The organism is Mycobacterium sp. 2-64 (genome assembly GCF_035918375.1).
In the GTDB taxonomy this organism is placed as follows: Bacteria; Actinomycetota; Actinomycetes; order Mycobacteriales; family Mycobacteriaceae; genus Mycobacterium; species Mycobacterium intracellulare.
The window spans coordinates 17,148-43,010 of the sequence record NZ_CP142361.1 but is presented as its reverse complement, the minus strand read 5'-3'; the positions used below and the strand labels follow the sequence as shown (position 1 = coordinate 43,010).

The following is a 25,863-nucleotide window of genomic DNA, read 5'->3' as shown; positions in this document are numbered from 1 at the left end:
GGACGATCGAGGGCAACTTGCGCGGCAGCTACGGCTGCCGTATCACACACTCCGCCGCAGGCGGGAGCGACGCCTGTGCCACCGTTTCGCGCGGGTGGGCGTCCGCACGGCGCCGGAGCGGTTGCGGGCAATGCTGGAGGGCGCGCCGCTGGCCGCTCACGAAATGATCAACCTGAATTTTGCGTTGATCGCGATCCGGCTCGACCGCGAGTCTCGCGCCGCCAGGTACAAGCGGCTCCGGCAACGCGGCGCCCGTTCGCTGATGTTCGCGGGCCTGGTCATGGTGGTGCTGAACTTCCTGGTGTGCATGGCCTACCTCCTGCTGAACCTCGCGGAGCCGACGGCGCCGCTGTAGCTCCTCAGCGCGGGGCGACGATGCCGTTGTCGTACGCATAGACGATCGCGGCCGCGCGATCGCGCAGGTCGAGCTTGCCGAAGATCCGCCCGATGTGGCTCTTGACGGTGACGCCGGAAATGCAGAGTTTGCCGGCGATTTCGGTATTGGACAGGCCCTGGCCGATCAATGTCAGGACGTCGAGCTCGCGGGTCGTCAGCTCGGCGATCGCCGCGCCGCGCGGGCCGGGAGCCGCCTTGCGGTAGGTGGTGAGCACCCGCGAGGTCACCGCGGGATCCAGGTAACTGTCTCCCCTGGCGACCGCGCGCACCGCGCGGATCAACTCCTCGGCCGAGGAGTCTTTGAGCACGAAACCGGCCGCCCCGGCGCGCAGCGCCCCCGACAGCAGCTCGTCCTCGTTGAAGGTGGTGAGCGCAAGCACCGGCGGCCTGCCGCCCAGCCTGCGGGTCGCCTCGATGCCGTCGACGCGGCGCATCCGCAGATCCATCACGACGACGTCGGGTCGATGCTCGGCCACCGCGGCGGGCACCTCGTCACCGTCGGCGCACTCCGCGACGATGACGAAACCGTCTTTGCGGCGCAGGATTCGGCGCAGGCCCGAACGCACCAGGTCTTGGTCGTCCACGAGGAGGACGGTGATCTCGGGCGCCGGGTCGGTCACAGCTTGCACCACCGCGGGCGCCAGGTGGTGTCGCCTTCGTGCAGCGGGATCTCGGCGCGCACCGACCACCCGTCCCGGGTCGGGCCGACGTCGAGGGCGCCGCCGAGCAGGTCGACGCGCTGGCGCATGCCGCGCAAGCCACGCCCCTCCGCCGATTTCGCGGCCACCACGGCGGCCGGGAGCAGATTGCTGACCGCGAGCCGTGCCGACACCGGCGAAATATCGAGCACCACACTGGCTTTCGACTCCGGCGCGTGCTTGGCGATGTTGGCCAGCGACTCCTGGGTGATGCGGTAGAGCGCGAGACCCACCGCGGCCGAGACGTGGTCGGTGGGCCCTTCGACGCACAGCGTGACGGCCAGGCCCGCTTGCTGAAAGCCCGCGACGAGCGCCGGGACGTCGTCGATGCCGGGTTCGGGCGTGGTCTGCGCCGTTTTGGTCGGCCAGTTGTCGAGCAGGCCGACGGTGCGGCGGATGTCGGCCATCGCCTGCCGGCCGAGCTTCTCGGCCTGCTCCAGCGCATCGACCGCGTCATCGACGTCGCGATCCTGCTGCAGCGCGCGGCGCGCGCCCGTCACGTGCAACAGGGTGATGCTGAGCGAATGCGCGATGACGTCGTGCACTTCGCGCGCGATGCGGCGGCGTTCGTCGGCGGCGGCGTGCTCGGCCAACAAGTTCTGCGCCTCGATTTGTTCGGCCAGCAGCAGCCGCTGGGCGCGCATCACGTAGCCGAGTAGCCAGCCCACCGCGATGAAACCCAGGTACAACGCGATCGCGTCGAGGCGGTGCAGCGCGGACGCCGTGAGCAACAGCGCGGCCGCCGACACAGCCGCCAGCAAGCCGGCCAGAACCGAGGCCAACGTCGCGACGACCAAGACCATCAGGATCAACAACGCCGGTGCGAAATCGGCCTGTATGGGCGTCGACGTGCCGAACAGCGTCAGCGCGGTGGCCGCCGACCAGGTCGCCCACAACGGCCCCGGCGTGATCTTCATGTTGAAAACGAAGAACGCCAGCTCGGTTGACAGGGCCAGGGCGAACGCGGACAGCGACACGGGCAGGTCGGCCGCGGGCCGCTGCAGCGTCCCGATCACGCCGCCGAGCACGAGGCTGACATCGACGGCGATCAGCGACGTCCACGTGATGCCGACGGGAAGCAGCTCGCTGCGTCGGCGAAGCTGCTCCCGCAGGTGATCGGCTGCGGCGCGCAACATCGTCCAATCCTAGAAGAGCTGGGCGCCCCGCCACATCCTGCTGGGGTCGGCGCCGGTCTCCGCCCGTGGTAGGAGACAAAGACTGCACTTCGGCACGACGCGCAGCCAGGGGCCGCATTCCTAACGTCGAGTCATGACATGGACACTGCTGCATGACCGCATGGCCTTCATGGCCGAAGTGATCAAGGCCGCCGACACGGACCCGCAGGCGGCACTTGCGTTGATCGACAACTCATCCGAGGTGCCCGAGCTGTTCGGCGACGAGGAAGGCCTGATGCTCTCGCTCGGCCAGCGCTGGATCACCATGCTGGTGGCCAAGCTGGACCAGGCGGCCTACGAAGGCGCGTCGGCCGAACAGGTGCGGGCCGATCTCGAAGCCGCCGAGCCCGGCCTGCACGCGCTGGTGAAGATCGGCTCGCGCCGGTCGCTGCGGGTGCGGTCGCTGTCTCGCGGCGAACACGTGGCGGTGGGCCTCTTCGGCGGCCCGACGGGCGATCGGCAGACCGTTGCATGACCGCACCGGATTGCTTGCGCGACTGACCGGTCGGTACGCGGTTCTCGTCGTCGGTCTATGGGTGCTGGCGGCCGCCGCCGCCAATCTGGCGGTCCCCCAACTGGAGCGAGTCGTCGACTCCCACGCGCGCTCCTTCATGCCCCCCGACGCACCGAGCGCGGTGGCCGCCGCCCGGGCGGCCCAGCTGTTCAACCAGACCCCCAGCAACAACTTCGTTTACGTTGTGCTGGAACGCGATCAGCGGCTGGCCCCGGGCGACCGCCAGTTCTATGATGCGCTGACGACGAAGCTGGGTTCCGATCACCGTCACGTGTATGCGGTGACCGATCTCTGGTCGCAACCCGCGACGGCCGCCGGCGCGCAGAGCTCCGACGGTCAAGCCGTCAGCGTGATGGTGCGGCTCGCAGGAATGCTCGGCACCTCCCAGGCACGCGACTCGGTGGATTCCGTGCGCGCCGCCATCCAGACCCTGTCGCCGCCGGCCGGCCTCGAAGTCCATGTCACGGGTCCCGGCGCCACGATCGTCGACGAGTTCTCCGCGATCGACCGGCAGATGCTCGGAATCACCGCAGCCACAATCGGTCTCATCCTGCTGCTGTTGCTGATGGTGTACCGCTCGCCGGTAGCCGCCGCGATTCCGCTGATCTCGGTCGGGCTGGCGCTGGCGCTGGCCCGCGCGATCGCCGCCGCGCTGGGCCGGGCCAATGTCGTTGAGGTGTCGCTGTTTTCGGTGGCGCTCATGGCGGCGATGACGTTGGGCGCCGGCACCGATTACGCGATCTTCCTGGTCGGGCGCTATCACGAAGGCCGCCGCCACGGCATCCCGCCGGAGCGGGCGCTGACGCAGGCCTACCGTTCCGTCGCGCCCGTCGTGATCGGATCGGCGCTGACCGTGTCGGTGGCGCTGGCATGCCTGGTGTTCGCTCATGTGGGCGCTTTCCGCAGCGCCGGATTGCCCTGCGCCATCGGGATTCTGGCGACGATGGTGGCCGCGCTGACCCTGACGCCCGCGCTGATGGGTCTGGCCGTGCGACGCGGGTATCTCGAACCGCGCCCATCGAGAACGGCGCGGCGCTGGCGCCGGGTCGGCACCGCCGTGGCCCGCTGGCCCGGGCCGATTCTGGTTGCCGCGCTGGGATTGACCCTGCTGGCCGCGCTGCCGCTGGCCGGGATGCGCGTCGGCTTCAACGAGCCCGCGGCCACGCCGTCGTCCACCGACTCCAACCGCGGCTATGCCAGCGCCGACCGGCATTTTTCGGCGAACGCGCTGTTGCCGGACGTCATCGCGATCCAGGCGGATCACGACCTGCGCAACCCGGCCGGTTTGATCGCGATCGAGCGGGTCACCCGCCACATCATGGCCGTACCGGGTGTGCGCGCGGTCCAGTCCGCGAGCCGCCCCGACGGCAAGGTGCCCGAACAGGCCACGCTCAGCTATCAGGCGGGCGTGCTGGGCCGTCAGTTCGGCGACACCATGGACTCGCTGACCCGTCGCCTGCAGCGGGTCTCCGAGCTGGACGGCGCGCTGGCGCAGACTCAGGCTGCGGTCGACGGTCTCGGCAATGGGTTGCGCGGAGGCAGTGCGGGGCTGGCCGACATGTCGGGGGCCGCCGAAGACATGCGCGCCGGGATGGACGGCTTGCAGCGCAATGTCACGACGGTGTCGGGCTATCTCGACCCGCTGCGCGACATCGTCGGGCGGACCCCCGACTGCGCCGCCAATCCGATCTGCTCGACGGTGGACCGGGTGCTGCAGCCCGTCGACAGCCTGGTGCAGACCTCCGCGCGGCTCGATGCCGGCGCGACGAAACTGACCAGCGGCTCCAGCACGGCCGCCACGGCGATGGCCGGCCTGCCGCAAAGTGTGTCGGCGATGAAAGGGGCTTTGGGGCAGGCACGTTCGGCCACCCATGACCTGCTCGGGCTCACCGACACGCTCGGCCCGCAGATGCGTCAGTTGACCGACTACATGAACGAGATCGCGACGCAATTTCAGGGCAGCGCCGCGGCGGATTTCTACATGCCGCAGCGAGCGCTGACCGATCCGCGCTACACCGCCGTGCTGGGCCATCTGATCTCCGAGAACGGGCGCGCCGCTTACCTTCTCGTCTACGGCGACGGGTCGGAGTGGGGCGCCGACGGCGCCAACCGGGCGGACCAGGTTCGCGCCGCCATCAAGGAGGCCACCAAGGAGGGAACCCTGACGCCGCTGGAGGTCGACCTCGCCGGCGTCGGGCCGGTGACCGCCGATCTGCAGCGCTTCGTCGCCAGTGACACCACCCTGCTGGTCGGCGCCGCGCTGGTGCTCATCTTCTTGATCGTCACCGCGATGCTGCGCAGCCCGGTCGCCGGACTCGTCGTCGTCGGCACCGTCGTGTTGTCCTACGCCTCGGCCGTCGGTGCCAGCGTGCTGATTTGGCAGCACCTGCTTCATCAGGATCTGCATTGGTCCGTCGCCCCGATCGCGTTCATCGCGCTGATCGCCGTCGGCGCGGATTACAACCTGTTGCTCGCCTTGCGCATCAAGCAGGAGGCGGCGGCGGGCCTGCGCACCGGCATCATTCGCGCTTTCGGCGGCACCGGCGGAGTGGTCACGGTCGCGGGCATCGTCTTCGGTCTGACCATGCTGGCCTTGCTGAGCAGCAGCGTGCTCAGCATCGCCCAGATCGGCACGACGATCGCGGTCGGGCTGTTGCTCGACACCCTGGTGGTGCGGGCGTTCGTCGTGCCGTCCATCGTGGCGCTGCTGGGCCGGTGGTTCTGGTGGCCGAGCCGTCCGCCCCGCCGCGCCATGGCCGAGGCGGTGAACACGCCTGAGCCGCAGCTGCTTACTGCGGCGGGGGTGTGAACGTCGACGGCAGCCCGACCAGCACGCCTTCGACGTCGCCGTCGGCGCTCACCAGCAGGCCGCGTCCCGGTGGGAGCGCCTGGGCGCGCACGTTGCGGTTGATCCGGTTCTGCGGGTCGTTGTCCATGTAGAGCTGGGCGACTTTCGCCGAGTTCTGGAACCTGATCCATGGATCCATTTGCAGCGTCGCCCAGTTCGCGCTGTTGCGGGTGGTGAACACGTGCAGGCCGATCTGGCGGGCACGTTCCATCAGCTTCCACAACGCGGCTCCCACCGGCGGTTTGGGCGGGTAACTCTGATCCGGGCGCAGGTCTCCGATGTCGTCGATGAGCACGAAGTGCCGCGGCCCTTCCCACGGCTTGAGCGCGCGCAGCTCCTCCTGGCTCAGACCCTTGGGAGGCAGCCGGGGCAGCAGCACCTGCTGCGCCAAGGCGGTGATCACCTCGTCGATCTCGTCCTGGTCGTACGCGTAGGCCCGCACGTAGCCCGGCCCGTGCAGATCGCGCAGGCCGTGCGGGGCGGTCTTGGGGTCGATCAGGGTCAGCTGCGCTTCCTCGGGGCTGAAGCGATTCATGATCGCCTCGCCAATTGAGACCAGCGACAACGTTTTTCCGCAGCCCTGCCGGCCCAGGATCATCACGCCCGGGCTTTCGCGCAGCTTGATCGGCACCGGCCCGAGTTCGTGGCGCTCTCCGATGGCAAACGAGATCGACAGATGGTCGCCGGTCGGGTGGGCGGCCTCGTATTCCAGGATCGCCTTGAGTTCCACCCGCTGCGGCAGCCGCTGCAGGGTTGCGTGCTTGGTGACGCCGGCGACGTCCGCGATGCGGGCTCCGACGTCCACGATGCTGACCATCGCGCCGGTCGCAGGGTCGGACAGGGCCGGCACGCCGACGCGCAGCTCGTGCAGGCTGTCGGTCAGACCGAAGCCGGGGCGGTTCAGTGTCCGGCGGGCCGCGTCGCGCGACTCGAGCGACGAGTGCCCCATCTGGCTTTCGCTCGGATCTGCCAAGCGCAATTGGATTCGCGCCGTGGCGTTTTGCAGCAGGCTTTGCCGTTGCCCGTGAATCCAGCCGCCGGCGCTGCACATGACGTGCACCCCGTACTCGGGACCCCGGCTGCTCAACGAGATGATGCGGTCACCCAGAACGGTGTCCTTCGAATACAGATCGTCGTAGTCGTCCACCACCACGAAGACATCGCCGAACGGGTCGTTCGCGTCGGTGCCGCCCAGCCCGTCGCTGCCGGGCGCGAACCGGCGCTCGCGGAACCCGTCGAGGTCGATCTTGAGCCGCCGGAACGAGTCTTCGCGGGCATCGATCAGCGCGTCCATGCTGCTCAAAATGCGTTCGATGCCCTCGGCGTCCTTCGGCGACACGATGTCGGTGACGTGCGGCAACGACGCGGCCTGCGCGAGGGTCGCCCCGCCGATGCAGAAGAACGTGACGCGGGCCGGGCTGTACATCGTTGCCGCCGAACACATCAGCGTCATCAAGGTGGTCGTCTTGCCGCGCTGCTTGGCCCCGACCACGATCACGTTGCTGCGCAGCGCGTCGACCGCGTGCACCACCTGCTTGGACTCTTCGGGGATGTCCATGACACCCACCGGGAACATCAGGCCCGGGTTTTGCCCGTAGTCGACGTGCCAGGGCTTGCCCCGGTAACCCGCGACCAGAACGTCGATCGGCTCCGGATCCTCCAGGGGCTCCAGCCACGGCCGGCGCGGCGAGCGGTGCGGCACGTTGTGCAACGACTCCCGCAGCACGTCCACGATCTTCTTCCGCTTGAAACCGTCGTCGTAGTACAGGAATTCGTCGGGCTCGGCGTCCACGGCGGCGGCGGCTTCCAACGCCGTGGCGTCCGCGGCGTCCAACGGCTGGAACTGCCAGTTGTACAGGCGGGGCTTGGTCAGCGTCATGTCGACCGTCTCGGCGACTTCCTTGGTCTTCGGCACCACGAACGGGGCGGAGAGGTAGAAGCAGCGGAACGGCTCCAGATCGCGCGGCCCCACCTTCAGCAGGCCGAAGCCGTTCTCCTTCGACGGCAGGTGGTAGGCGGCGTCCGAGCCGATCACCTCGCGGCTGTCGTCGCCGGACTCGGCGCGCAGCGCGATGCGGAAGGCGATGTTGGACTTGACCTTTTGCAGCGAGGACAGGTCCAGGCGCTGGCCGCCCAGCATGAAGAACACGTTGGCGCCGCGGCCTTCCTGACCGATGTGGATGATGAGGTTGATCCACTTCTCGTGGTTGGCGAACAGCTCCAGGTACTCGTCGACGATGACGAGCAGCACCGGTACCGGGGGCAGGTCGCGCCCGGCGAGGCGGATCTCCTCGTAGTCGTTCGCGTCGCGGGCGCCCACCGAGGTGAAAAGCTCGTAGCGCTGTTTGATCTCACCATCGATGACCCGGCGCATCCGCTCGGCCAGGTGGCGCTCGTCCTTGCCGAGGTTGGACAGCGCGGCCACCACGTGGGGGATGCCCAGGATGTCCTGGGCCGCCGACTCGAACTTCATGTCGACGAAGATGACGTTGAACGTCTCCGGGGAGTGGGTCAGCGCGATGCCGTAAACCAGCGACAAGAAGAACTCCGACTTGCCCGACCCGCTGGTGCCGATCACCACCGAGTGGAAACCGAAGCCGCCGAAGTCCTTGGCGCGGATGGTGATGTTCTGCAGCTCGCCGTTGGGTTTGGCCCCGACCGGGACCTCGCACCAGCGCTCGTCGCCGCGGCCGCGCCGCTCGGCCCATAGCCGGTCGACGTCAAGGTCGCGCGGGTCGCTGATCCCCAGGGCGCGCAGCAATTCGGTTGCGCCGCTGACGGAATCGGCGATCTCGCTGCGGCTGGTCGGTGACCAGCGTGCCATCGCGCGCGCGTAGCGGTAGGCGCGGTGCACCGAAAGCTGGTCGGCGTGCGCGAAGAACTTGTTGCGCACGCGCAGCAGGGGCGCGGGGCGGCCGTCTTCCCCGTCGGAGTCCGATCCGTTCCGGCGCAGGGCCACTTCGCCGTTGACCGAGCCATTGGGTGAGCTGTGCCGCTCGCTGAGCTCGAACACCTGGTCGGTGGCGAAGCCCACGCCGGTGCCGACGCGTGAGGCGATGCGCAGCAGGGTGATTCCCGCCTTGCCGACCTGGCCGACGACGCTCTCCCAGGCGTCGGGACTGCCGGTGTTGTCGTCGACGATCACCAGGTGCGGTCCCAAATCGACGGTGTCCGTGGCGGTTTCCAGGGCCGAGCCCATGGCGGTGGGGCTGGCCGCGGCCAGCGGAGTCCAGGCGCCGCGCTTGCCCTTCATGTGCAGCTCGGCGCCCAGCGTCTCTTCGAGTTCCTCCGGCGTGGCGAAGACCAGGCGCCGAAAGCCGCACGCGTCGAACAGTTCGTCGTGCAGGTTGTGCGGCAGCCACACGATCCACGACCACACCTCGGGGTTGCGGGTCACCACCATCAGCTTGACGTCGCGCGGGTTGTGAAAAACCGCCAGCGAGCACAACACGGAGCGCATCAGTGACCGCAGCCGGTCCAGGTCCTCGCCCACGAAGCTGAATCCGGGCGCCGACCGCAGGTTCACCACCTTGGCGATGTCGCGAATCTTGCGCTGCTCCAAAATGAAATCGCGCAGCGCCTGCCCGGTGACGGGTTCGAGCTCCTCGTCGGACGCGATGTCGGGCCAGGTCACCGACAGCACCGAGTCGGGCGCGTGCTGGACCCCCGTGCCGAGCCGCACCTCCAGGAAGTCCGCGTCGGCGCGGCCGCGTTCCCACATGCGTGGGCCGCCGATGATGGCGCCCAGGCCGCGCGGGTCGGAGTGCACGGAGTTCTGCCACTCGCGTTGCGCGCACACGGCGGTCTGGATTTCGTCGCGGTTGCTGTCGAGGTCGCGAAGGTAGCGTCGGCGGCCCTTTTCCATTTCGCCCCAGGTGATCTTGCGGGCTCGGCCGAAGCGTCCGGAGAACGCCAGCATGCTGAAGGCGCCGATGCCCATCAGTGGGAAGAAGCCGGTGGTCAGGCTGCGGACGCCGGAGACATAGAGCATGACGATGGTGCCGATGAGCGCGACGATCAGCGCCGGCACGCCGATCATCACCCAGATGTTGCGGGGCTCGCGTTCCGGCAGCGCGATCGGCGCGCTGGGGGCTACCCGAACCGGTTTCGGCGGCTCGATCTTGACGCGGTTGATGGGGAACGCTTTCTTGGACATTCTCTAGCCTCCCGGCTTCGCCGATGTCGTCACCACAGCCACCTTGCCCAGCGCCGGCACGGTGTCGCGCGCCAAAAGCGCTGCCTCCCGAGACAGCGCGGGACCCGCAGCGAAAGTCCGCAGCAGCGGCCAGGGCGCCTGGACCGCCGAGCCCGGATCGAGCCCGAGGGCCCGCAGCGTGGTCTCGTCGTTCGCGATCCCGAACCGAACCCCGTTGTCGGACACCCAGAACAACGATTCGCGGGAGTCCGAGGTGACCACGCCGCTGGTCGATGTCACGAAGTTCGCCGCGCCCGGCAACACCAGCACCTGGTTGGCGACCACCGATGCCGGGTCGTTGTCGTCACGCACCAAATGGACGATGCGGTTGTCCAGGTAGGACGGTGTCGGCAGGCCGCGCCCGTTATAGACCACGACGCGCGCCCGCGGATCCGTCGACGCCTTCTCCCAGCCGACGCAGGTGGTCGGATCGGCCGCCGTGTCAATGAAATTCAGGCGCTTGGTCGGGTAGTAGTCGACGGCCAGCGACGTCACCTCGGGGATGTTGACCAGCACGTCGGGGGTCACCACGCGCGGCGCCGTCGACCCGTAGGAGTTGGCGCTGCGCAACAGGTCGGCCACGAAGCTGGTGATCTTTTGCACGCCCTCGGGCAGCAGGACGTAGAACTGCTTGCCCCCGCTGGCGGTTTGGGCCTGCAGCACCGCGCCCACCTGTGATCCCGAGACCCATGTCGACGGGGTCCCCGCCAGGGGCACTTGCGGGACGCCGAGCGGCTCGGTCGCCGGCAACGCGTCATACAGGGCCCGCGAAATCTCCACCGGCAGCGTCACTCCCGGGTCGAGCCCCAGGCTCAGCGTGACCGCCCGGTTGACCGGATCGATCTGGGAGCGTTTGCCGCCCCAGATGACAAAGGTGTTGCCCTCGAACGTGACCAGCAGCCCGGCGTCATCGCGCAGCGGAGTGGCGCGATCGTAGGCGTCGAGCTGGCCGGCGATCGAGGTCACCACGGGCCTTTCCGGGCTGCGCGGGCGTCCCGCGGTGTCGCACACCGCCCAGGCCGAGGTGGCGCCCCGATGGACCGGCATCGCTGCCGGCGCGCCGGGAATACCGACCAGCGGCCCGGTCGGATACTTCGCTATCTCAGCGGGTTTCACCCACGTCGGCTGGTTCGCCGTTCCCGTCGCCAGCCGCGCGGAGGTCAAATTCAACGCCGGGTAGAGCCGACCGTCGATCTTGGCGTAGAGCGCCCCGGAGTCGCGGTCGCCGATGATCGCCGAATCGCCCACGATGCCAGTGGGTTTCAGCACGTTCAGCAGAAGCATCCAGCCCGAGGCGATAGCCACGAGGAGTATGGACAGCATCAGCGCGGCCGTCTGCTTGCGGTCGTCGTGTTTCATGCGGACCGAGAACCGGGTGGTCGCCGCCCGCAGCCGCCGGTTGTAGAACAGGTGCCCGGAGTTCTGGTCGCGATTAGACAAACTCAGCGGCATGCTCAGTACCCCTTGGGTGATCGGCGAGGATCGGCCTGCTGAATCCGATCGGCGAGATTCGACGCGTCGACCGCGACCCCGTAGCGGCCCATCGCGTAGTTGATGAACGCGCATGCCTGCGCGACGAGGTTGTGAATGTCGCGCGAGGTCCCTGGCTGGTGGTAGGCCGCGAACGTGGGCGCGATGAATTGAAAGGCACCCTTGCTGGGGGTTCCCCGCGCCGCGTTGGAATCCCAGTTGTTGATCGCGTTTGCGTTGTAATTGGACTCGCGGCGGGCGACCAGGTCCATCCCGCGTTCCCAGCGGGCGCGCGCCGCCGGATCATGAATGCCTTTGATATCCAGCGCTTTACGGATGGCCGCCAAGACCGCCTGGCGCCCGCTCGCGTGATTTCCGTGCATCGACCGCCTCTGCGGGTAGTGCAGGCGTCGTAGTCGCCGCGCGAGCAGTTTTGCGCGCCGTCGTGCTTTGGTGACGTGGCGGTGTTGGGTGCGCAGCCGTGTCGCCGTGCGCGCCATGGCTTCCCGCCGGCCCATAGGCGTATCGGCGGCCGGGGTCACGTCCGATTCGGCGGCTTCGAGCACCGCGCGCGTCGCCGCCCGAGCGTGCGCGTGATCGGCGCGCGCCGCCGCGATGATGTCCCCCACCGTCCGGTCGGCGTGGCTTGAGTGGTTCAGCAGTTTTATCGAGGCGCCCGAGCGGGCGGACGCCGTTTTCGGTAGCGCCGCGGCGTGGCGCGCCATCGCGTGCGTCGGCTCCGCCACATCACCGATGTGCGGGCTGATCGGGGCGCCCGCGAACAGGTTGTGGGCGCGGACCAATGCCGCGACCGCTTGCATTCTCAGGGGATCGGTCATCGACGTCCCCGCCCCAATCCACCTGTGCGCCGCCACGGCGCCGCATCCTTGCCGGACACTCGAGCTAGTACTCCCACACCCTCCTGGCCGCGGATTCCGCGGTCGCTGCAGACGTACCTCATAGCATGCACGTATCGACAGTTCTGCTGTCAATAACGGGCAACCCAATATGACTTGGGGCCGGCCGGCCGCGATTACGTAGCGACCCTACTGCCGGACGGACTACCGAACCACTCACCTATCGGTCGGTTGGGGCTAGTCCTTCGGCTCGTCCTCGGACGGCATGATCACGATCCGGCGGTTGGGCCTGTTGGTGACCACCGTCGGCTTGGCCTCGCCGGATTTGCTGCCCGGGGCGCTCGGCGGGACCGTCAGGCGGCCCTTGACCGGTTGGCCGTTGGGCACGCCCGGGGCGGTCACCCGCTTCTCGACCGGCTTGTCCTTGTTGCCGCCTTCGCCACCGGCACCCATCGCACCTGGCGGCATCATCGGCATGCCGGTCATTCCCGTCTGTCCGGGCATGGCGGGCATGCCGCCGGTTGCCGGCATTATCGGCGCCTTCGCGCCGGCCGGCGTCGTCGGTGGCGACGATGTCGGCACTGGCGGCGGGCCCAGTGAGCTGGCCGGAACCGTGCCGCCACCGCCGAGGCCGGCGCCGCCACCGGAACCGCCGCCCAGTCCGGCGCCGCCGGATCCGACACTGTCGACCAGGTGCGCGCTGTCGGCGAGGGACGCGGCCCCGTGCGCGCCTTGAACGGCGCTCATCAGCGGCTGGAGCGCGCTCTGGCCGGCCTGCATCGCCTGCTGGGGAAGCTGGGTCATCGGCCCCATGACGCCGCCCATTGCGCCGCCCATGGCACCCGTCACGCTAGACAGCATTTGCTGGATCATCTGCATCTCTTGCTGCCCGTTTGCCTCATTGGCCGGGAATTTCGCCGCGGCATCGGCGGCGTGCGCGCGGCGATCCGCGTCGGCCGCTTCGGCATCGGCGGCGTCTTGCGGGACGCCGGCGTTGCCGGCTGCTCCGACCATCCCGTGCCCACCGTCTGCGGGCGAGGCGCCGCCAGGCGGAATTGGGAACGGCGTCGGGATATACGCTGGGGGTCCGCTGCCTAGCCCCAAAGTAGTTGACAAGTCGGATCGGATGGGTCCCCCGGGAGTACCCACAATCTCACCTCCACCCCAATCGGAGAGCGCGCGGACGTTCGAGGCTTATCTAGGCGCTACCGATTACTCGTACCGCCATTTTGGCATAAGACGACGCGAACGGTATTCACCCGAGAATGCGGGCCGCTACGAACCGCTGCGATGGCTGATCGCCTCGAACCAGGCCAGATGGTAATTGGTGAGGTACTCGTGCCCATCGATCAACGCCTCAATCGCCGCTAAAAGCATCCAATCGCCGACCGCCGCTGGATCGTGATTGGGATATGCACTCATGACCGAGTGCTGAATGTCGGCGACGCATTCGTGCAACATCTCGATTTCGCTTTCCAGCACACCCGTCTTTCGCACCGCGGGCGCGGCAACGGCCTGCGCAATCCGCGGCAGTCCGTCGCGACGGCGCACCGCTTCGACCAGGGTGGGTCCGAGTTCGTCGACTTGGGGCGCGGCCGAGCGCGCCGGCCGGTCGCCACTGAGCGCGGGTTCGTCGGAACCCGGTTCTGCGACATAGGTGTTGGCGTGGTGCGCGGCCGCGACCGTGATGGCGCCGAGCAGGTCGACGACGTTGGCGTCATGGCGCCGCGCCGACGGCTCGAGCAGGGATACGTGGGCGGGCAACCGGACGTGGGGCGGAATCCACCCTCCTGCGAGGTCGGTGACGAGCAGCGTGGTGGTGCCGTCGTCGCGGAGCCCCGCTGCCCATGACAGGCGCGGCTCCTGGCGGGCGACCGCATCAACGAGCCGCTGGAGCCGCTGCTGTTCGGCAGCCCTTGCGGATGTCGCGCCGGCGGTCGCGCCCGTTGCCGCGGACGCGGCCGATGCGCTGGCCATCGCTGACGAGCCCGTGCCGGCCTGCGCGGCGGCCGCCCCGGATGCCGTGCGCTCCACCGGCGAGACCAGCGGTCCGCCCGCGGACGGGGACGACGCCGGCGACGGTGCTACCGGCGCGCCCGAGATCGGACCAGCCGGGGCGGACGGCACGGACGGCGGTGCCACGACGGGCGGACGTAGGTCAGAGCCGTAGGCGGGCAACGATCCCGACGGAATGGACGGGCCGCCACCGACCGTCGCTGCGGACGACCACGAACTACCGGTCATGACCGCAGGTGCTACCGAAGTGGCTCCGCCGGTTGTCATTGGCGCGGGCGCCGCGGGGGGCGGCGCGTCCGGAGGTGTCGCCGCGACGAATGCTCCCGCGCTGGGCACGGTCGGAGCAACTGCCGGTACACCCTGGGCAGTTTGGGGCGCCCCGCCATCGAACGCGTTAAAGGCCCCCGCTGAAAACGCTTGCCCCCCAGGGCCTGTCGATTGGCCCGTGGCGAAGCCGGACGTGAAAGATTGAGCTAGGTTGGGCTGAGCGCCTTGGCCGAGGCCGGCTGGTGAGATGGACATACCGCCGCTTTGTACGCCTGGCATCCCTGGCGAGACGGTTCCGCCGGAGGACAGCGGCGCGCCGGTCGGCAAATGCGTCGCACCGCCAGCGGCTGTCCCGCCATGGATACCACCGCCGCCCCATCCGGCCGGCGACGCCCCCGTGCCACCTCCATCCGAAGCCGGCCCACCATGGATACCACCGCTACTCCATCCAGCTGGTGACGCTTCAGCGCCACCACCAGAAGCTGGCCCACCATGCACACCACCCCCACCATGGACACCACCGCCGCCCCATCCGGCCGGTGACGCCTCAGCGCCGCCACCCGACGTCGGCCCACCGTGCACACCACTGCCACCGGAAGCCGAGCCCTGGGTGCCGCCGCCTCCTAATCCGCCCGGAGCGCCCCGCGGTGCTTGCAGATCTTTTTCACTGATCGCTGGCGGTGGTGAGGCATCGTCCACATTAAAACCGTTGGCGCGCGCCCAGCTTCGAGCATCTCCACCAACACCATCGGCGTCGAGGACCTTTTGCGTAGCCGTCAGCATCTTGTCGAGTGCGTCCCGGCTAGCATTTGCGGCATCCGCGTTGCAGCGGGCCTGTACGGCTTGTATTTCCGCTAACTTTTCCGGCGGAAGCTTTTTCGACGCGAGGATTTCGTTGATCTCGTTGTTGCCAGAATTGGCTATTTCGGACAGTCTACTTCGTAGATAGTCGGTCGCGTCAGCAGACGAATTGAAAGCCGATGCCTTTGTCTGGTACTTCTCGGCGAGATCTAGGTGGAACCTCTCGCCCTGCTGGAATCGGTCTATTAAGTCGTCTGCCGTATGTCCCTGGTTGTTCGCCGCAAAAATCGACCACTGGGTGCGCAGGGTCTGTGAATACAGCTGCTGCTCCACGCATGCTTCGCTCCAATGTTGGGCGCCGGCGCGGAGAGCTGTCGACGGTGCTGGCCACCACGGTCCGATCAGCGCCGCGGTCCACATCCCGGGTGGAAGGTCAACCGCCACCGCATACCTGTTTCATTACCGCATCTTTTGCCACCACGTCGTCAAGTGCCGCTTGCCACTCAGCTTCTGCGGCCACGCCAGTGGTGGCCTTCACCGTAGCTGTGAGGTATGCGGTAGCAAGACCGCGTGCGGCATCGCGGTGTTGCGAATCGACGGCGGGGTCGGCGGAGGCGCTCTCAAGGATGACGGCGGCATTTGTAGTGGCGATTCGAGCCAGTGCCTTATCGGTCCCATTCGTGTCGACCTGCACGGCGTGGGCCGCCAGTTTGTATGTATCGCACAGCTGTTTTTGCGCGGTCGCGGTTCGCGCGTGGGTATAACTGGGCACCGAAGCGTTAGCGGTTGCTGACGGATGCGAATTCGGCTCCCGCGTCAACGCGACAATCAATGCTGCAACAGCCACCACGGCGGTGACCGCTACCGCAACCGCCAGCCACGGTGAGCGCGTCGGGGGCTGCCCGAGGAGGTGTGGCGGCCAGTTCTCCATCGGCGGCTGCGCAGCGGGCCCCTGACCAAAGCCCAGTGGGAGGTCTTCCACCATCTGTCCTCCTATTCGGCGGCAGCGCGGTTCGTAACGTTTCGGAGTGCTCGAAGGCGCCTCTCGCTCTAATAGTGAGGCAGACAGCCGGATAGCAGCAATTCACTTCGCAGCAGCGTGCCCCGTCTAGTTCGAGATCTGTCGATCTCCAGCGATGTAACAACGGTCGCCAAATCGCTCGGATACCACAGCCGTTAGTGGCCTCCTCCGTCGGCGTCGGCGACTGTGGAATGCGTTCGCAGCCGCAGTCAGTCGGCTCTGCCCAGTCGGTCGATAGTGCTCACTACACCCAGCCACGACGGATGTGCCTAATCACCAACTGCGAGGAAAGCGGGCGCAAGTCTCAGTACACAACTGTGCCCAGCTGTTCTCTCAATGCGGCCAAACAGACGGCTACCTTTGGCGGCGGCACGATTACCCGCCGCTGCATACCCTTTTCATCGCACTATCCTTCGCGTTGACCTCGTCGGAAACTGCGCGCCAAGCGGGATCATCACGTGTCTGCACCAAGCTGGCTGTTGCCTGGGCGTTACTGTACGCCGCAGCCAATGCAAGTGCGGCAGCTCGATCGCCCGGAGGGAGTGCTGGAACGGTACTGGCTGTCTGTACCAACATTACCGCCGCATTCACGGTGGCAATGCCAGCAAAAGCTGGGTTGTCTCCGTTCGTATCGATCTGGACTGCGTGCGCGGCCAACTTGTACGCGTCGCACAGCTGTTTGTGTGCGGCCGCAGTTTGGTCGGCGGTGTACGAAGGTGCCGTTGAAGTCGTCGAGGGCACCGATGATCCGGTACTCGTAGGCCGTGTTAGCACGACGACAAGCGCTGCTGCGCCCAGTAGTACGGCGGTTGCCGAAAGCGCGATCGCTAGCCATGCTCGCGGTCGGGGCCGTCGCTGCATGGGAAATGGGGGAGTTCCCCATTGCATTGGGTCCGGCGGGGGTCCTGTGGCCGGCCCTTGCCCGGGAACTGGAGGAAAATCCCCCGCCATATGTCCTCCTTATGTCTGCAAACGGCCCGGCGAGCCCGTCTTTGATAGTTCAGCCTCCACTAGTTCAACAGCTTGCGGAATAGCAGGCAATTGCCACAGCTCCGAGTCGGCCGATTTCATAGCTTCGCGTCTTGCACATCCACCCGATCGTTGATGCGTACAGGAGCCATCGATCGGATACTCGTCGCTCTCGCAATTTCGGCCGTGTCAAGCGACGCCAGGCATTCGGCAGACGCGGGCTGGACCCAACCGTGCGATCGCATGCAACATCGAACGCCTCCGCCGTGTCGGAATTCAACACACCAACCAACACCGAGGCCGCCGTGAATTGCCCAGAACTCACTCGCTCTTCGGGCGATCAGACCTGCGCCGCCGACGGGCCCGAACTCGGCCGCACCGCCTTCAGCTCTTCAGCGTTGTGCTGATCCATATTGGTGAACCCGTTGGCCGCGTGGTGTGCCTTCGTCCCGACACTGGTGAGCGTCTCGCTGTGGCCCTGCAGGTTTTTGACGTGCTGCCCGTGCGCGGTGGTCACGGCGTTGTGGAAGGAGTTGGCCGCTTCGAAGTCGCCGAACATCCCCGATTCCAGGGTTCCGCCGGCGAGGTGATCGGCCCCTTCTTGGGCGTGTCCACCAGCGCGGTGGGACTGGTTGCCTCCCGAGTGCAACTGCTCCGTATTGACGAACATTGGCACTCCTTCCGAACTTCGACCGGTACGGCCTCTGATGGCCTAAAGGCCTTTTGACCAGCCTAAACGCAGGCTGGTCAGTGGTCAATTCACCGGGTGTCGGTCCGGCGAACCGCAGCCTCCATCGCCCTAAAAGCCATGCCCGTTGGTGACGGCCCGCCCAGGGCGATCCCATTCCGGGTCGACGGCGATGGGCATCTGAATATCGACGCGGGGCAGCGAGACCGTCCCCCACGGCAGGTGGACCTGGCGAGGAATCGCAATCCGCGCCTGGGCTCGATCGGCCGCCAGCATGCCTTCGGCCGCCAACCGATCGCCGTGCCCGGTGACGATTTGCGTCATGTTGTGCAGCGCTTCGCTGCCCACGTCGTAATAGTGCGCGTGGTCGGTGAACCATGGCGTGAGGCTGTGCGAGCCGGCGACTTCGGCACGGAAGCGCACCGCTCCGAAAGCTTCGTGGGCCGGGTCGGCGCCCAGCCCGGCCCACGGCCCCAGCGGTCCCCCGAGCGTCTTGTTCAGCCCGTTCGGCAGCCCATTACCTGACTCCCCGATCCAACTGATCGCATCGGTCGACGCGGCGCCCACGTACAAGCTGCCGCCCTCGAGACGAAAGTCCGCGGCGCGGTGCGCCAAATCGGTTCCCGGGCAACCGGTTAGCACGGCATCATTGGCGCGCATACCGCTGTTGACAAAGGCATCGGCCACGGTCGTGGATCCGTAGGAATGCCCGAGGACGGTGACATGACTCGGTGTCGACCCTTCATGGGTTGCTGCCAGGCCGTTGACATCGGCGGCCAGCAGCGCCCCCGCCTGCCGTGCCCTCCACGGAGTGCCGACCTGCTCCAGTTCGGCCGGCTCGGTGAGGGTTCGCTGCCAATGCGGATGGTCGAATTCCGGTGCGTCATAGCCCATCCACGCCAACACCGCAGTGGTGTGGAAGGGGTCGGCCTTCGCCGCCTGCTCGTAGAGGTTGATGGCGTCGTCGGGGCCGTCGGACATCCACCCTCCCCTGACGCTGCTGTTGGTCCCCGGAACCATGACGGCCGTGTTCCGGGACTTGTCCGGGTTGCCGATTGCAATCGCCGCCCTGCCCTTGCCGCCGAACGCCCGCGGGTCATAGGCCCACAACATGATCGGGAGCCCGTGCTGGGGCGCGGATCCCTCGTCGCGCGTGAGGAAATCGTTGGTCTTCACCGCATTCTGGTATCTGGTGATGTCGGTGACGCATAGGCCATACTCTGCGGGGTTGGCGAACACATCGGCATCCCTGTTGTTGAGCGCGTTGTCTCGAAGCGCGTCCGGGACCACCCCGCGCCGACGGACGGCATCTTCGACCCTGCGCAGATCGTCGTTCATCGCCGTCTGGTTCACCGAGTTCCGCACGTCGGCCGGAATCCCGTTGAGGTTGCCCAACTCGGGCGGATGCTGATCGGTCAAAAGCCGCTTCTGGTTAGCGCTCAACGAGTCCCACCACCGTTTGACCCGATCCGCGCTGGTGTCCGACGGCGGGATCAGCAGCTCGTCGACGCCGTTGACCTCGGCAGGGTCGGCGCCGTCGGTTCGCAGTCGGTCCAGCGCCGCCCGAAGTGCCGCCGCATACCGATCGCGAATCTGGCCGAGCGCGAACACGATCGCCCTGCTCTCGGCGACGGCTTCCCCGCGCAGACCGTCGACGCCGCAGTGGTTCCCATCGGTAAGGGCTTCGCAAATCTCGTCGTCGATGTCTTCGAGGTCGTATTCCAGCGCGACGATGTACCCCGCAGCCGCCCGTTGGACTTCGGCCAGCGTTGCGGCAATCACCTCCAAATCGATTGCGATCTTCGGTAATTGCGCGGCTTGCAGACCGAGCGACCGGGACACGCGTTGCACTTCATCGGAGTCATTGATGGGATGCTCGCCGTTCCGGTGATTCCACGCCGCGTCGAACCGCCGGCGGGCTGCCTCGAACGCGGCGGCGGCCTCGCTAGTGCTGGTCCCAGCGGCACGGAAGGCCCGCGCTAGATCGGAGATCCGTGCAGGGCGGCCGGCCTGCAGGCCGGCATTGAGCGACCACGGATCACCGCCGGCCTCGGCGACGAGAAACGGGATGCTGATGTAACGGAGTTCCATCGCAGCGGCCGTCGCAGCGAAATCGCTACGCCAGCAACCTCATAGGGAACTCGCACCGTCGGCGAGCCCGTCGCCGTCGCTGTCGGTCAGCCGGACGTTCCACTTGCCGTCGCCGTCGGTGTCGACGTATCCGGTCACACCGGTGTCGTCGGAGCGCAGCACCCGGTCGGCCAGCCCGTCGCCGTCGGTATCGAGGAGCCGATCATCGGGACGCCCGTGGCCGTCGAGATCGACCAGCGGGCCGCCGGTGTGCTCGACACCGTCGAGGCCGAACCAGCGCAGTTGCCCACCGCGGTCCATGGCCACCGCCCACGTCCCGGATCCGTCGTCGGTGAAGTAGGCCTCAGGCGTGCCGTCGTTGTCGACGTCGAGCACGGCGTGATCGACGAGGCCGTCGCCGTCGAGATCGGCGAGCGCGTCGTCGCGCAACCCGTCATGGTCGAAGTCCATCCCGATCGATTCGAAGCGGCCGTCACCGTCGAGGTCGAGGTCGGGTTGGCCGTGCCAGATCGCCGCCGCGCCATTATCACCAGCCAAGCAGTAGTCCACGACTAGTCGGACGCAACCCCGCCGCTAAGCGTTCCCCCGAGATCGCCACCACGCCAACAGTTCCGCGGCGGCCTCGTCGGTGTCCAACGGGCCGCGCTCGAGGCGCAGCTCCTTCAAGAACCGCCATGCCTCGCCCACCTGGGGGCCCGCGGGGATGCCGAGCAGTTCCATGATCTGGTTGCCGTCCAGGTCGGGACGCACCCGCGCCAAATCCTCCTGGGCGGCCAGCTCGGCGATCCGCGTCTCGAGCCGGTCGTAGCTGGACTGCAGCCGCGCGGCCCGCCGCTTGTTGCGGGTCGTGCAGTCGGCGCGGACCAGTTTGTGCAGCCGCGGCAGCAACGGGCCCGCGTCGGTGACGTAGCGGCGCACCGCGGAATCGGTCCACTTCCCATCGCCGTAGCCGTGGAACCGCAGATGCAGATACACCAGCTGCGAGATGTCCTCGACCATCTGCTTGGAATACTTCAAGGCGCGCAACCGCTTTCGGACCATCTTGGCGCCGACAACCTCGTGGTGGTGGAAGCTCACCCCGCCGTTGGCTTCGTGGCGCCGGGTGGCCGGCTTGCCGATGTCGTGCAGCAGCGCGGCCCAGCGCAGCACCAGGTCCGGCCCGTCGTCTTCGAGTGCGATCGCCTGGCGCAGCACGGTCAGCGAGTGCTGGTAGACGTCCTTGTGCTGGTGGTGTTCGTCGATGGCCATCTGCATGCCACCGATCTCGGGGAGTACCACCTCACCCATGCCGGTTTGGACCAGCAGATCGATCCCGGCCGTCGGGTCGTCGCCGAGCACCAGTTTGTCCAACTCGGCGGCTACCCGTTCGGCGCTGATCCGGCCCAGCTGCGAAGCCATCTGTTCGATCGCTGCGCGCACCCGCGGCGCGACGGTGAAGCCGAGCTGGGAGACGAACCGCGCCGCCCTCAGCATCCGCAACGGATCGTCGCCGAAGGACACCTCGGGTGCGGCCGGGGTATCCAGCACCCGCTCGCGCAGCGCCGCCAAACCGCCTAGCGGATCGAGGAATTCGCCCGGACCCTCCGGCGTGATGCGCACGGCCATCGCGTTGGCCGTGAAGTCGCGGCGCACCAGATCGTCCTCGAGGCGATCGCCGTACTGCACGTCGGGGTTTCGCGACACCTGGTCGTAGGTGTCGGCGCGGAACGTGGTGATCTCCAAGCGATGGTCCCCCTTGCCGACTCCGACCGTGCCGAATTGGATGCCGGTGTCCCACAGGTTGTCGGCCCATCGCCGCAGGATGTTTTGCACCTGCTCGGGGCGCGCGTCGGTGGTGAAGTCGAGGTCGGGACTCAACCTGCCCAGCAAGGCATCCCGCACCGAACCGCCGACGAGGTAGAGCTGGTGGCCCGCGGCCTCGAACGCGGAGCCCAGCTCGGCCAGCATGGGCGCATGCCGATTGAGCGCGACCGCGGCGGCGGTCAGCAGTTCGGCATCCTGGGCGGCGTCAGGCACGTTCGATCAGCCTAGTCGGCTGGAAACGAAAAGCCCGTGTGAGGAGCCTCGCACCCGCGACGTGGCACCAAAGTGCGTCAAACCTGAATTGACCGGCCACTGCGGGTCAGTAGTCTCACGAAGCTATGGCGTCGTCTGTCCGGTCGAAAGATCGCGGTCGCCGCGCAACCGCGGCCTCGGTTTCAGCCTCGCGAGCTGTTCAGTCGCGGTGCTGATTGGCGGAGCGAGCTTCGCGCTCGTGGTGCTGCGCTGATGACCGACAAGCGACGTCGCACATGTCGGCGGACCGATATGGTCCCCGAACGTTTTCATTAGTACTTGTCCACATCTTCGTCGTCGAGCTCGCCACGTGGCTCTTGATGCCCTATTCGATAGTTTTTGTGCTTCCGGTGGTCCTCGTCTACATGGCCATCGCCGCGTTTCTCGCGTGGGCGTGGCCTTCCGGAGCGGTCGGCCGGCTAGGCCGCGCGATGTTTATCGGCAGCCTGTCCGGACCGCTGTCTCTGATCCTTTTCGGCACGGCCTTCGCAATAGCGCATGCGATAGGCCCGCTCTGACGAGACGCAATCCGTTATGACCATCGCGCACCCACCCAGCGGCGAGTATGTCCAGGAGAGCATGCCGTGCCAGCTACTATCGCTTGGGTGTCGGACGGCGAACAAGGCAAACCACGTCGGCGCCGGGGACGGCGCCGCGGTCGTGGCGCTGCGGCTTCGTCCGAGAAGCAGACCAACGGTCAAGTAAACGGCGATTCGACAGCCACCAAACCGCGCCGATCGCGCGGGTCCCGCCGCGGGCCGGAGCGGCTGCGCACGGTCCACGAGACATCCGCCGGCGGGCTGGTCATCGACGGGCTCGACGGACCGCGCGACTCGCAGGTCGCCGCCCTGATCGGCCGCATCGACCGGCGCGGACGGATGTTGTGGTCGCTGCCCAAGGGCCACATCGAACTCGGTGAGACGGCCGAACAGACAGCCATTAGAGAAGTAGCCGAAGAAACCGGCATCAAGGGCAGCGTGCTGGCCGCGCTGGGGCGCATCGACTACTGGTTCGTCACCGACGGCCGCCGCGTGCACAAGACCGTGCATCACTACTTAATGCGCTTCTCCGGCGGCGAGCTCTCCGACGAGGACCTTGAAGTCGCCGAAGTGGCCTGGGTGCCCATGCAAGAACTGCCGTCACGGCTGGCCTACGCCGACGAACGCCGCCTGGCCCGGGTCGCCGACGAACTGATCGACAAGCTGCAAAGCGACGGCCCGTCCGCACTTCCCCCGCTGCCGCCCAGCGCGCCGCGGCGCCGCCCGCAGACGCATTCGCGGACCCGGCATTCTGACAAACCGGCCACGGGCCGGAAGAACGGCCACGGACCGGGGCCGTGACGGCGCCGCTTCTCCGTCGGGCCGGCTTGCTGCGCATCGCGGCCGTGCTTGGCATCGTGGCCGGACTCGCGGTACTCGCCGGGCCCGTGGTTCCACCCGCGGCCGCGGGCGAGCCGGGGGTGACGCCGTTCGTGCGGGTTCGCATCGACCAGGTCACCCCGGACGTGGTCACCACGACCAGTCCACCCGTTGTGACGGTCAGCGGCATGGTGATCAACATCGGCGACCGCCCCGTTCGCGACGTGATGGTCCGCCTCGAGCACGCCGGCGCGGTCACCACGTCCGCGGGCTTGCGAACCACCCTGGACGGCGACACCGACCGGTACGAGGCGGCCGCCGATTTCCTCACCGTGGCGCCCGAACTGCAGCGCGGGCAAAAGGTCGGCTTCACCCTGTCGGCCCCGCTGCGCGCGCTGACCAAACCGTCGCTGGGAGCCGAAAAGCCGGGCATCTATCCGGTTTTGGTCAACGTCAACGGCACGCCCGACTACGGCGCTCCAGCCCGGCTGGACAACGCGCGCTTCCTGCTGCCGGTGGTCGGGGTGCCGCCCGACCGCGCCGACGACGTGGGCTCCGCCGTCGCGCCCGATACCTCCAAACCCGTGGGGATCACCATGCTGTGGCCGCTGGCCGATCGGCCACGGCTGGCCCCCGGCGTGCCAGGGGGAACCATCCCGGTCCGGCTGGTCGACGACGACCTGGCGACCTCACTGGCCAGCGGTGGCCGGCTCGACATCCTGCTGTCGGCGGCCGAGGTCGCGACCAGCCACGACGTCGACCCCGACGGCGCCGTCGGCCGCGCGCTGTGTTTGGCGATCGACCCCGACCTGCTGGTCACCGTCAACGCGATGACCGCGGGTTACATCGTGTCCAATTCGCCCGACGGCCCGGGTCAAATTCCGGGCACCCCGACCCACGCCGGCACGGGACAGGCCGCCGCGACCGAATGGCTGAACCGCCTGCGCGCGCTCGCGCACCGGACCTGCGTGGCCCCGCTGCCCTACGCACAAACCGACCTGGACGCGTTGCAGCGCGTCAACGATCCCGGCCTCACCGCCACGGCCACCACGACCGGCAACAGCATCGTCGACAAAATCCTGGACGTCTCTTCAACCCGCGGCGCCACGCTGGTGCCCGACGCCCCGCTGACCAACCGCGCGGTCAAGCTGCTCGGCGCCAACGAGAGCACGGTCGCGATCACCGCCGCCGACCTGTCGGCCGCCGACGCGCAGGGCTCCTCGGAGACCGCCGTCGACACCGCGCCTCGGCGATTGTCCCCACAGGTCGCGGTCGCGCCGTTCGATCCGGCCGTCGGGGCCGCGCTGGCGGGCGCGGGATCCAGCCCCGAGGTGCCCACCTACCTGGACCCGTCCCTGACGGTCCGGCTGGCGCACGATTCGGTGACCGCGCGCCGCCAGGACGCCTTGGGCTCGATCTTCTGGCACGCGCTCCGGCCCGGCGACGCGCCGCGCACCCAGATCCTGGTCCCGCCGGCCACGTGGAACCTGCAGGCCGACGACGCGCAGGTCATGCTCACCGCGCTGAGCACCTCCATCCGCTCCGGTCTGGCGGTGCCGCGTCCCCTGCCGGCGGTAATCGCCGACGCCTCGTCGCACACCGAACCCCCCGAGGAAGCCGGGGCCTACGCCTCCGCGCGCGGGCAGTTCAACGACGACGTCACCGCCGCGATCGCCGGCCAGGTCGGCCGGCTGTCGGGATTGACGTCCGCACTGATGACCGACGACCGCACCGGGCTGACCGGCGTCCAATACACGGCGCCGCTGCGCGAGGACATGCTGCGCGCGCTGAGCCAGGCCGAACCGCCCGACTCCCGCAACGGGTTGGCGCAAGAGCGCCTGGCCGTGGTCGGTAAGACCATCAACGACCTATTCGGCGCCGTCACGATCGTCAACCCGGGCGGCTCGTACACGCTGGCCACCGAGCACAGCCCGCTGCCGTTGGCGCTACACAACGGCCTGAGTGTTCCGATCCGGGTGCGGGTGCACGTGGACGCCCCGCCGGGGATGAACGTCACCGACGTCGGGCAGATCGAACTGCCGCCCGGTTACCTCCCGCTGCGCATTCCGATCGAGGTGAACTTCACCCAACGCGTCGCCGTCGACGTGACCTTGCGGACGTCGGACGGTCTGCGGCTGGGCGAGCCGGTGCGGCTCTCCGTGCATTCCAACGCCTACGGCAAGGTCCTGTTCGCGATCACGCTGTCGGCCGCGGCGGTGCTGGTCCTGCTGGCGGGCCGGCGGCTGTGGCACCGCTTCCGCGGCCAGCCCGATCCCGCCGACCTGGACCGCCCCGACCCACCCCACGCCCGGCACGCGGCCGAATCCGGCGCCACGCACGACAACGCCGACCAACGGGTCGAACAAGAGCACCGAGTATGACCCCCGCCTACCGGCAGGCCCCCTCGCACCACCACCGCCCGCCACAGCCGCCGCGGCGTTCCC

17 protein-coding genes are annotated in these 25,863 nt (G+C 67.9%); 5 read left to right on the top strand and 12 right to left on the bottom strand.

Features of this window, described 5'->3' with window-relative positions:
- The first annotated feature begins 94 nt into the window (after positions 1-94).
- Positions 95-355, top strand: a complete 261-nt coding sequence (locus QGN31_RS00170) for a hypothetical protein (RefSeq protein ID WP_014381536.1) — start codon at positions 95-97, stop codon at positions 353-355.
- Between the two features lie 4 nt (positions 356-359).
- Here QGN31_RS00170 and QGN31_RS00165 read toward each other — a convergent pair whose 3' ends face one another.
- Entirely contained in the window at positions 360-1,016 is a 657-nt protein-coding gene (locus QGN31_RS00165; protein ID WP_008262428.1) for a response regulator, read from the bottom strand.
- The gene (locus QGN31_RS00160) at positions 1,013-2,230 is read right to left on the bottom strand and encodes a sensor histidine kinase (RefSeq protein WP_014383543.1); all 1,218 of its coding nucleotides are present in this window, start codon (positions 2,228-2,230) and stop codon (positions 1,013-1,015) included. Before QGN31_RS00160 ends, QGN31_RS00165 begins: the two co-directional genes overlap by 4 nt.
- A 133-nt stretch (positions 2,231-2,363) precedes the next feature.
- Between QGN31_RS00160 and QGN31_RS00155 the strand changes: the two genes are divergently transcribed.
- Complete coding sequence (locus tag QGN31_RS00155) at positions 2,364-2,744, top strand: hypothetical protein (RefSeq protein ID WP_008262430.1); 381 nt, start codon at positions 2,364-2,366, stop codon at positions 2,742-2,744.
- Positions 2,737-5,592 (top strand): MMPL/RND family transporter, encoded by a 2,856-nt coding sequence (locus QGN31_RS00150; protein ID WP_014943196.1) that lies wholly within the window; start codon positions 2,737-2,739, stop codon positions 5,590-5,592. The genes QGN31_RS00155 and QGN31_RS00150 overlap by 8 nt, the downstream gene beginning before the upstream one ends.
- Here QGN31_RS00150 and QGN31_RS00145 read toward each other — a convergent pair.
- The 10 genes from QGN31_RS00145 to QGN31_RS00100 form a co-directional block, all read right to left on the bottom strand.
- Positions 5,573-9,787, bottom strand: a complete 4,215-nt coding sequence (locus tag QGN31_RS00145; RefSeq protein WP_009953125.1) for a type VII secretion protein EccC — start codon at positions 9,785-9,787, stop codon at positions 5,573-5,575. The two genes, QGN31_RS00150 and QGN31_RS00145, sit on opposite strands and share 20 nt — an antisense overlap.
- A gap of 3 nt (positions 9,788-9,790) precedes the next feature.
- Positions 9,791-11,278 (bottom strand): type VII secretion protein EccB, encoded by a 1,488-nt coding sequence (gene eccB, locus QGN31_RS00140; RefSeq protein ID WP_014381539.1) that lies wholly within the window; start codon positions 11,276-11,278, stop codon positions 9,791-9,793.
- Positions 11,279-11,280: 2 nt separating this feature from the next.
- Positions 11,281-12,117: a transglycosylase SLT domain-containing protein gene (locus tag QGN31_RS00135; protein WP_014943197.1), complete on the bottom strand. Its 837-nt coding sequence runs from the start codon at positions 12,115-12,117 to the stop codon at positions 11,281-11,283.
- A gap of 273 nt (positions 12,118-12,390) precedes the next feature.
- Positions 12,391-13,167: a hypothetical protein gene (locus QGN31_RS00130; RefSeq protein WP_014381541.1), complete on the bottom strand. Its 777-nt coding sequence runs from the start codon at positions 13,165-13,167 to the stop codon at positions 12,391-12,393.
- Positions 13,168-13,428: 261 nt separating this feature from the next.
- Entirely contained in the window at positions 13,429-14,397 is a 969-nt protein-coding gene (locus QGN31_RS00125) for a DUF5631 domain-containing protein (protein WP_014386132.1), read from the bottom strand.
- A 1,273-nt stretch (positions 14,398-15,670) separates the two neighbouring features.
- Positions 15,671-16,222, bottom strand: coding sequence for a hypothetical protein (locus tag QGN31_RS00120; RefSeq protein ID WP_083863030.1), 552 nt, complete (start codon positions 16,220-16,222; stop codon positions 15,671-15,673).
- Positions 16,223-17,567: 1,345 nt separating this feature from the next.
- On the bottom strand, positions 17,568-17,897 hold the full coding sequence (locus QGN31_RS00115; RefSeq protein WP_014943199.1) for a DUF2563 family protein: 330 nt from the start codon (positions 17,895-17,897) through the stop codon (positions 17,568-17,570).
- A gap of 129 nt (positions 17,898-18,026) precedes the next feature.
- Positions 18,027-20,006 (bottom strand): putative alpha/beta hydrolase, encoded by a 1,980-nt coding sequence (locus QGN31_RS00110; RefSeq protein ID WP_014943200.1) that lies wholly within the window; start codon positions 20,004-20,006, stop codon positions 18,027-18,029.
- A 39-nt stretch (positions 20,007-20,045) separates the two neighbouring features.
- The gene (locus QGN31_RS00105) at positions 20,046-20,555 is read right to left on the bottom strand and encodes a hypothetical protein (protein WP_014386135.1); all 510 of its coding nucleotides are present in this window, start codon (positions 20,553-20,555) and stop codon (positions 20,046-20,048) included.
- 24 nt (positions 20,556-20,579) lie between these two features.
- Positions 20,580-22,022 (bottom strand): CCA tRNA nucleotidyltransferase, encoded by a 1,443-nt coding sequence (locus QGN31_RS00100; RefSeq protein WP_014943201.1) that lies wholly within the window; start codon positions 22,020-22,022, stop codon positions 20,580-20,582.
- Between the two features lie 644 nt (positions 22,023-22,666).
- On the opposite strand from QGN31_RS00100, the gene QGN31_RS00095 reads away from it, so the two are divergent.
- Entirely contained in the window at positions 22,667-23,401 is a 735-nt protein-coding gene (locus QGN31_RS00095) for an NUDIX hydrolase (protein ID WP_014386139.1), read from the top strand.
- Positions 23,398-25,800, top strand: a complete 2,403-nt coding sequence (locus QGN31_RS00090) for a hypothetical protein (protein WP_043955532.1) — start codon at positions 23,398-23,400, stop codon at positions 25,798-25,800. Before QGN31_RS00095 ends, QGN31_RS00090 begins: the two co-directional genes overlap by 4 nt.
- The last annotated feature ends 63 nt before the right edge of the window (positions 25,801-25,863 follow it).

Coding starts and splice junctions, on each gene's coding strand:
- QGN31_RS00160 (WP_014383543.1), bottom strand. CDS start 2,230: ATGTTGCGCGCCGCAGCCGATCACCTGCGGGAGCAGCTTCGCCGACGC.
- QGN31_RS00155 (WP_008262430.1), top strand. CDS start 2,364: ATGACATGGACACTGCTGCATGACCGCATGGCCTTCATGGCCGAAGTG.
- QGN31_RS00145 (WP_009953125.1), bottom strand. CDS start 9,787: ATGTCCAAGAAAGCGTTCCCCATCAACCGCGTCAAGATCGAGCCGCCG.
- eccB (WP_014381539.1), bottom strand. CDS start 11,278: ATGCCGCTGAGTTTGTCTAATCGCGACCAGAACTCCGGGCACCTGTTC.
- QGN31_RS00135 (WP_014943197.1), bottom strand. CDS start 12,117: ATGCAAGCGGTCGCGGCATTGGTCCGCGCCCACAACCTGTTCGCGGGC.
- QGN31_RS00130 (WP_014381541.1), bottom strand. CDS start 13,167: ATGGTCGGAGCAGCCGGCAACGCCGGCGTCCCGCAAGACGCCGCCGAT.
- QGN31_RS00125 (WP_014386132.1), bottom strand. CDS start 14,397: ATGACCGGTAGTTCGTGGTCGTCCGCAGCGACGGTCGGTGGCGGCCCG.
- QGN31_RS00120 (WP_083863030.1), bottom strand. CDS start 16,222: ATGGTGGAAGACCTCCCACTGGGCTTTGGTCAGGGGCCCGCTGCGCAG.
- QGN31_RS00115 (WP_014943199.1), bottom strand. CDS start 17,897: ATGTTCGTCAATACGGAGCAGTTGCACTCGGGAGGCAACCAGTCCCAC.
- QGN31_RS00110 (WP_014943200.1), bottom strand. CDS start 20,006: ATGGAACTCCGTTACATCAGCATCCCGTTTCTCGTCGCCGAGGCCGGC.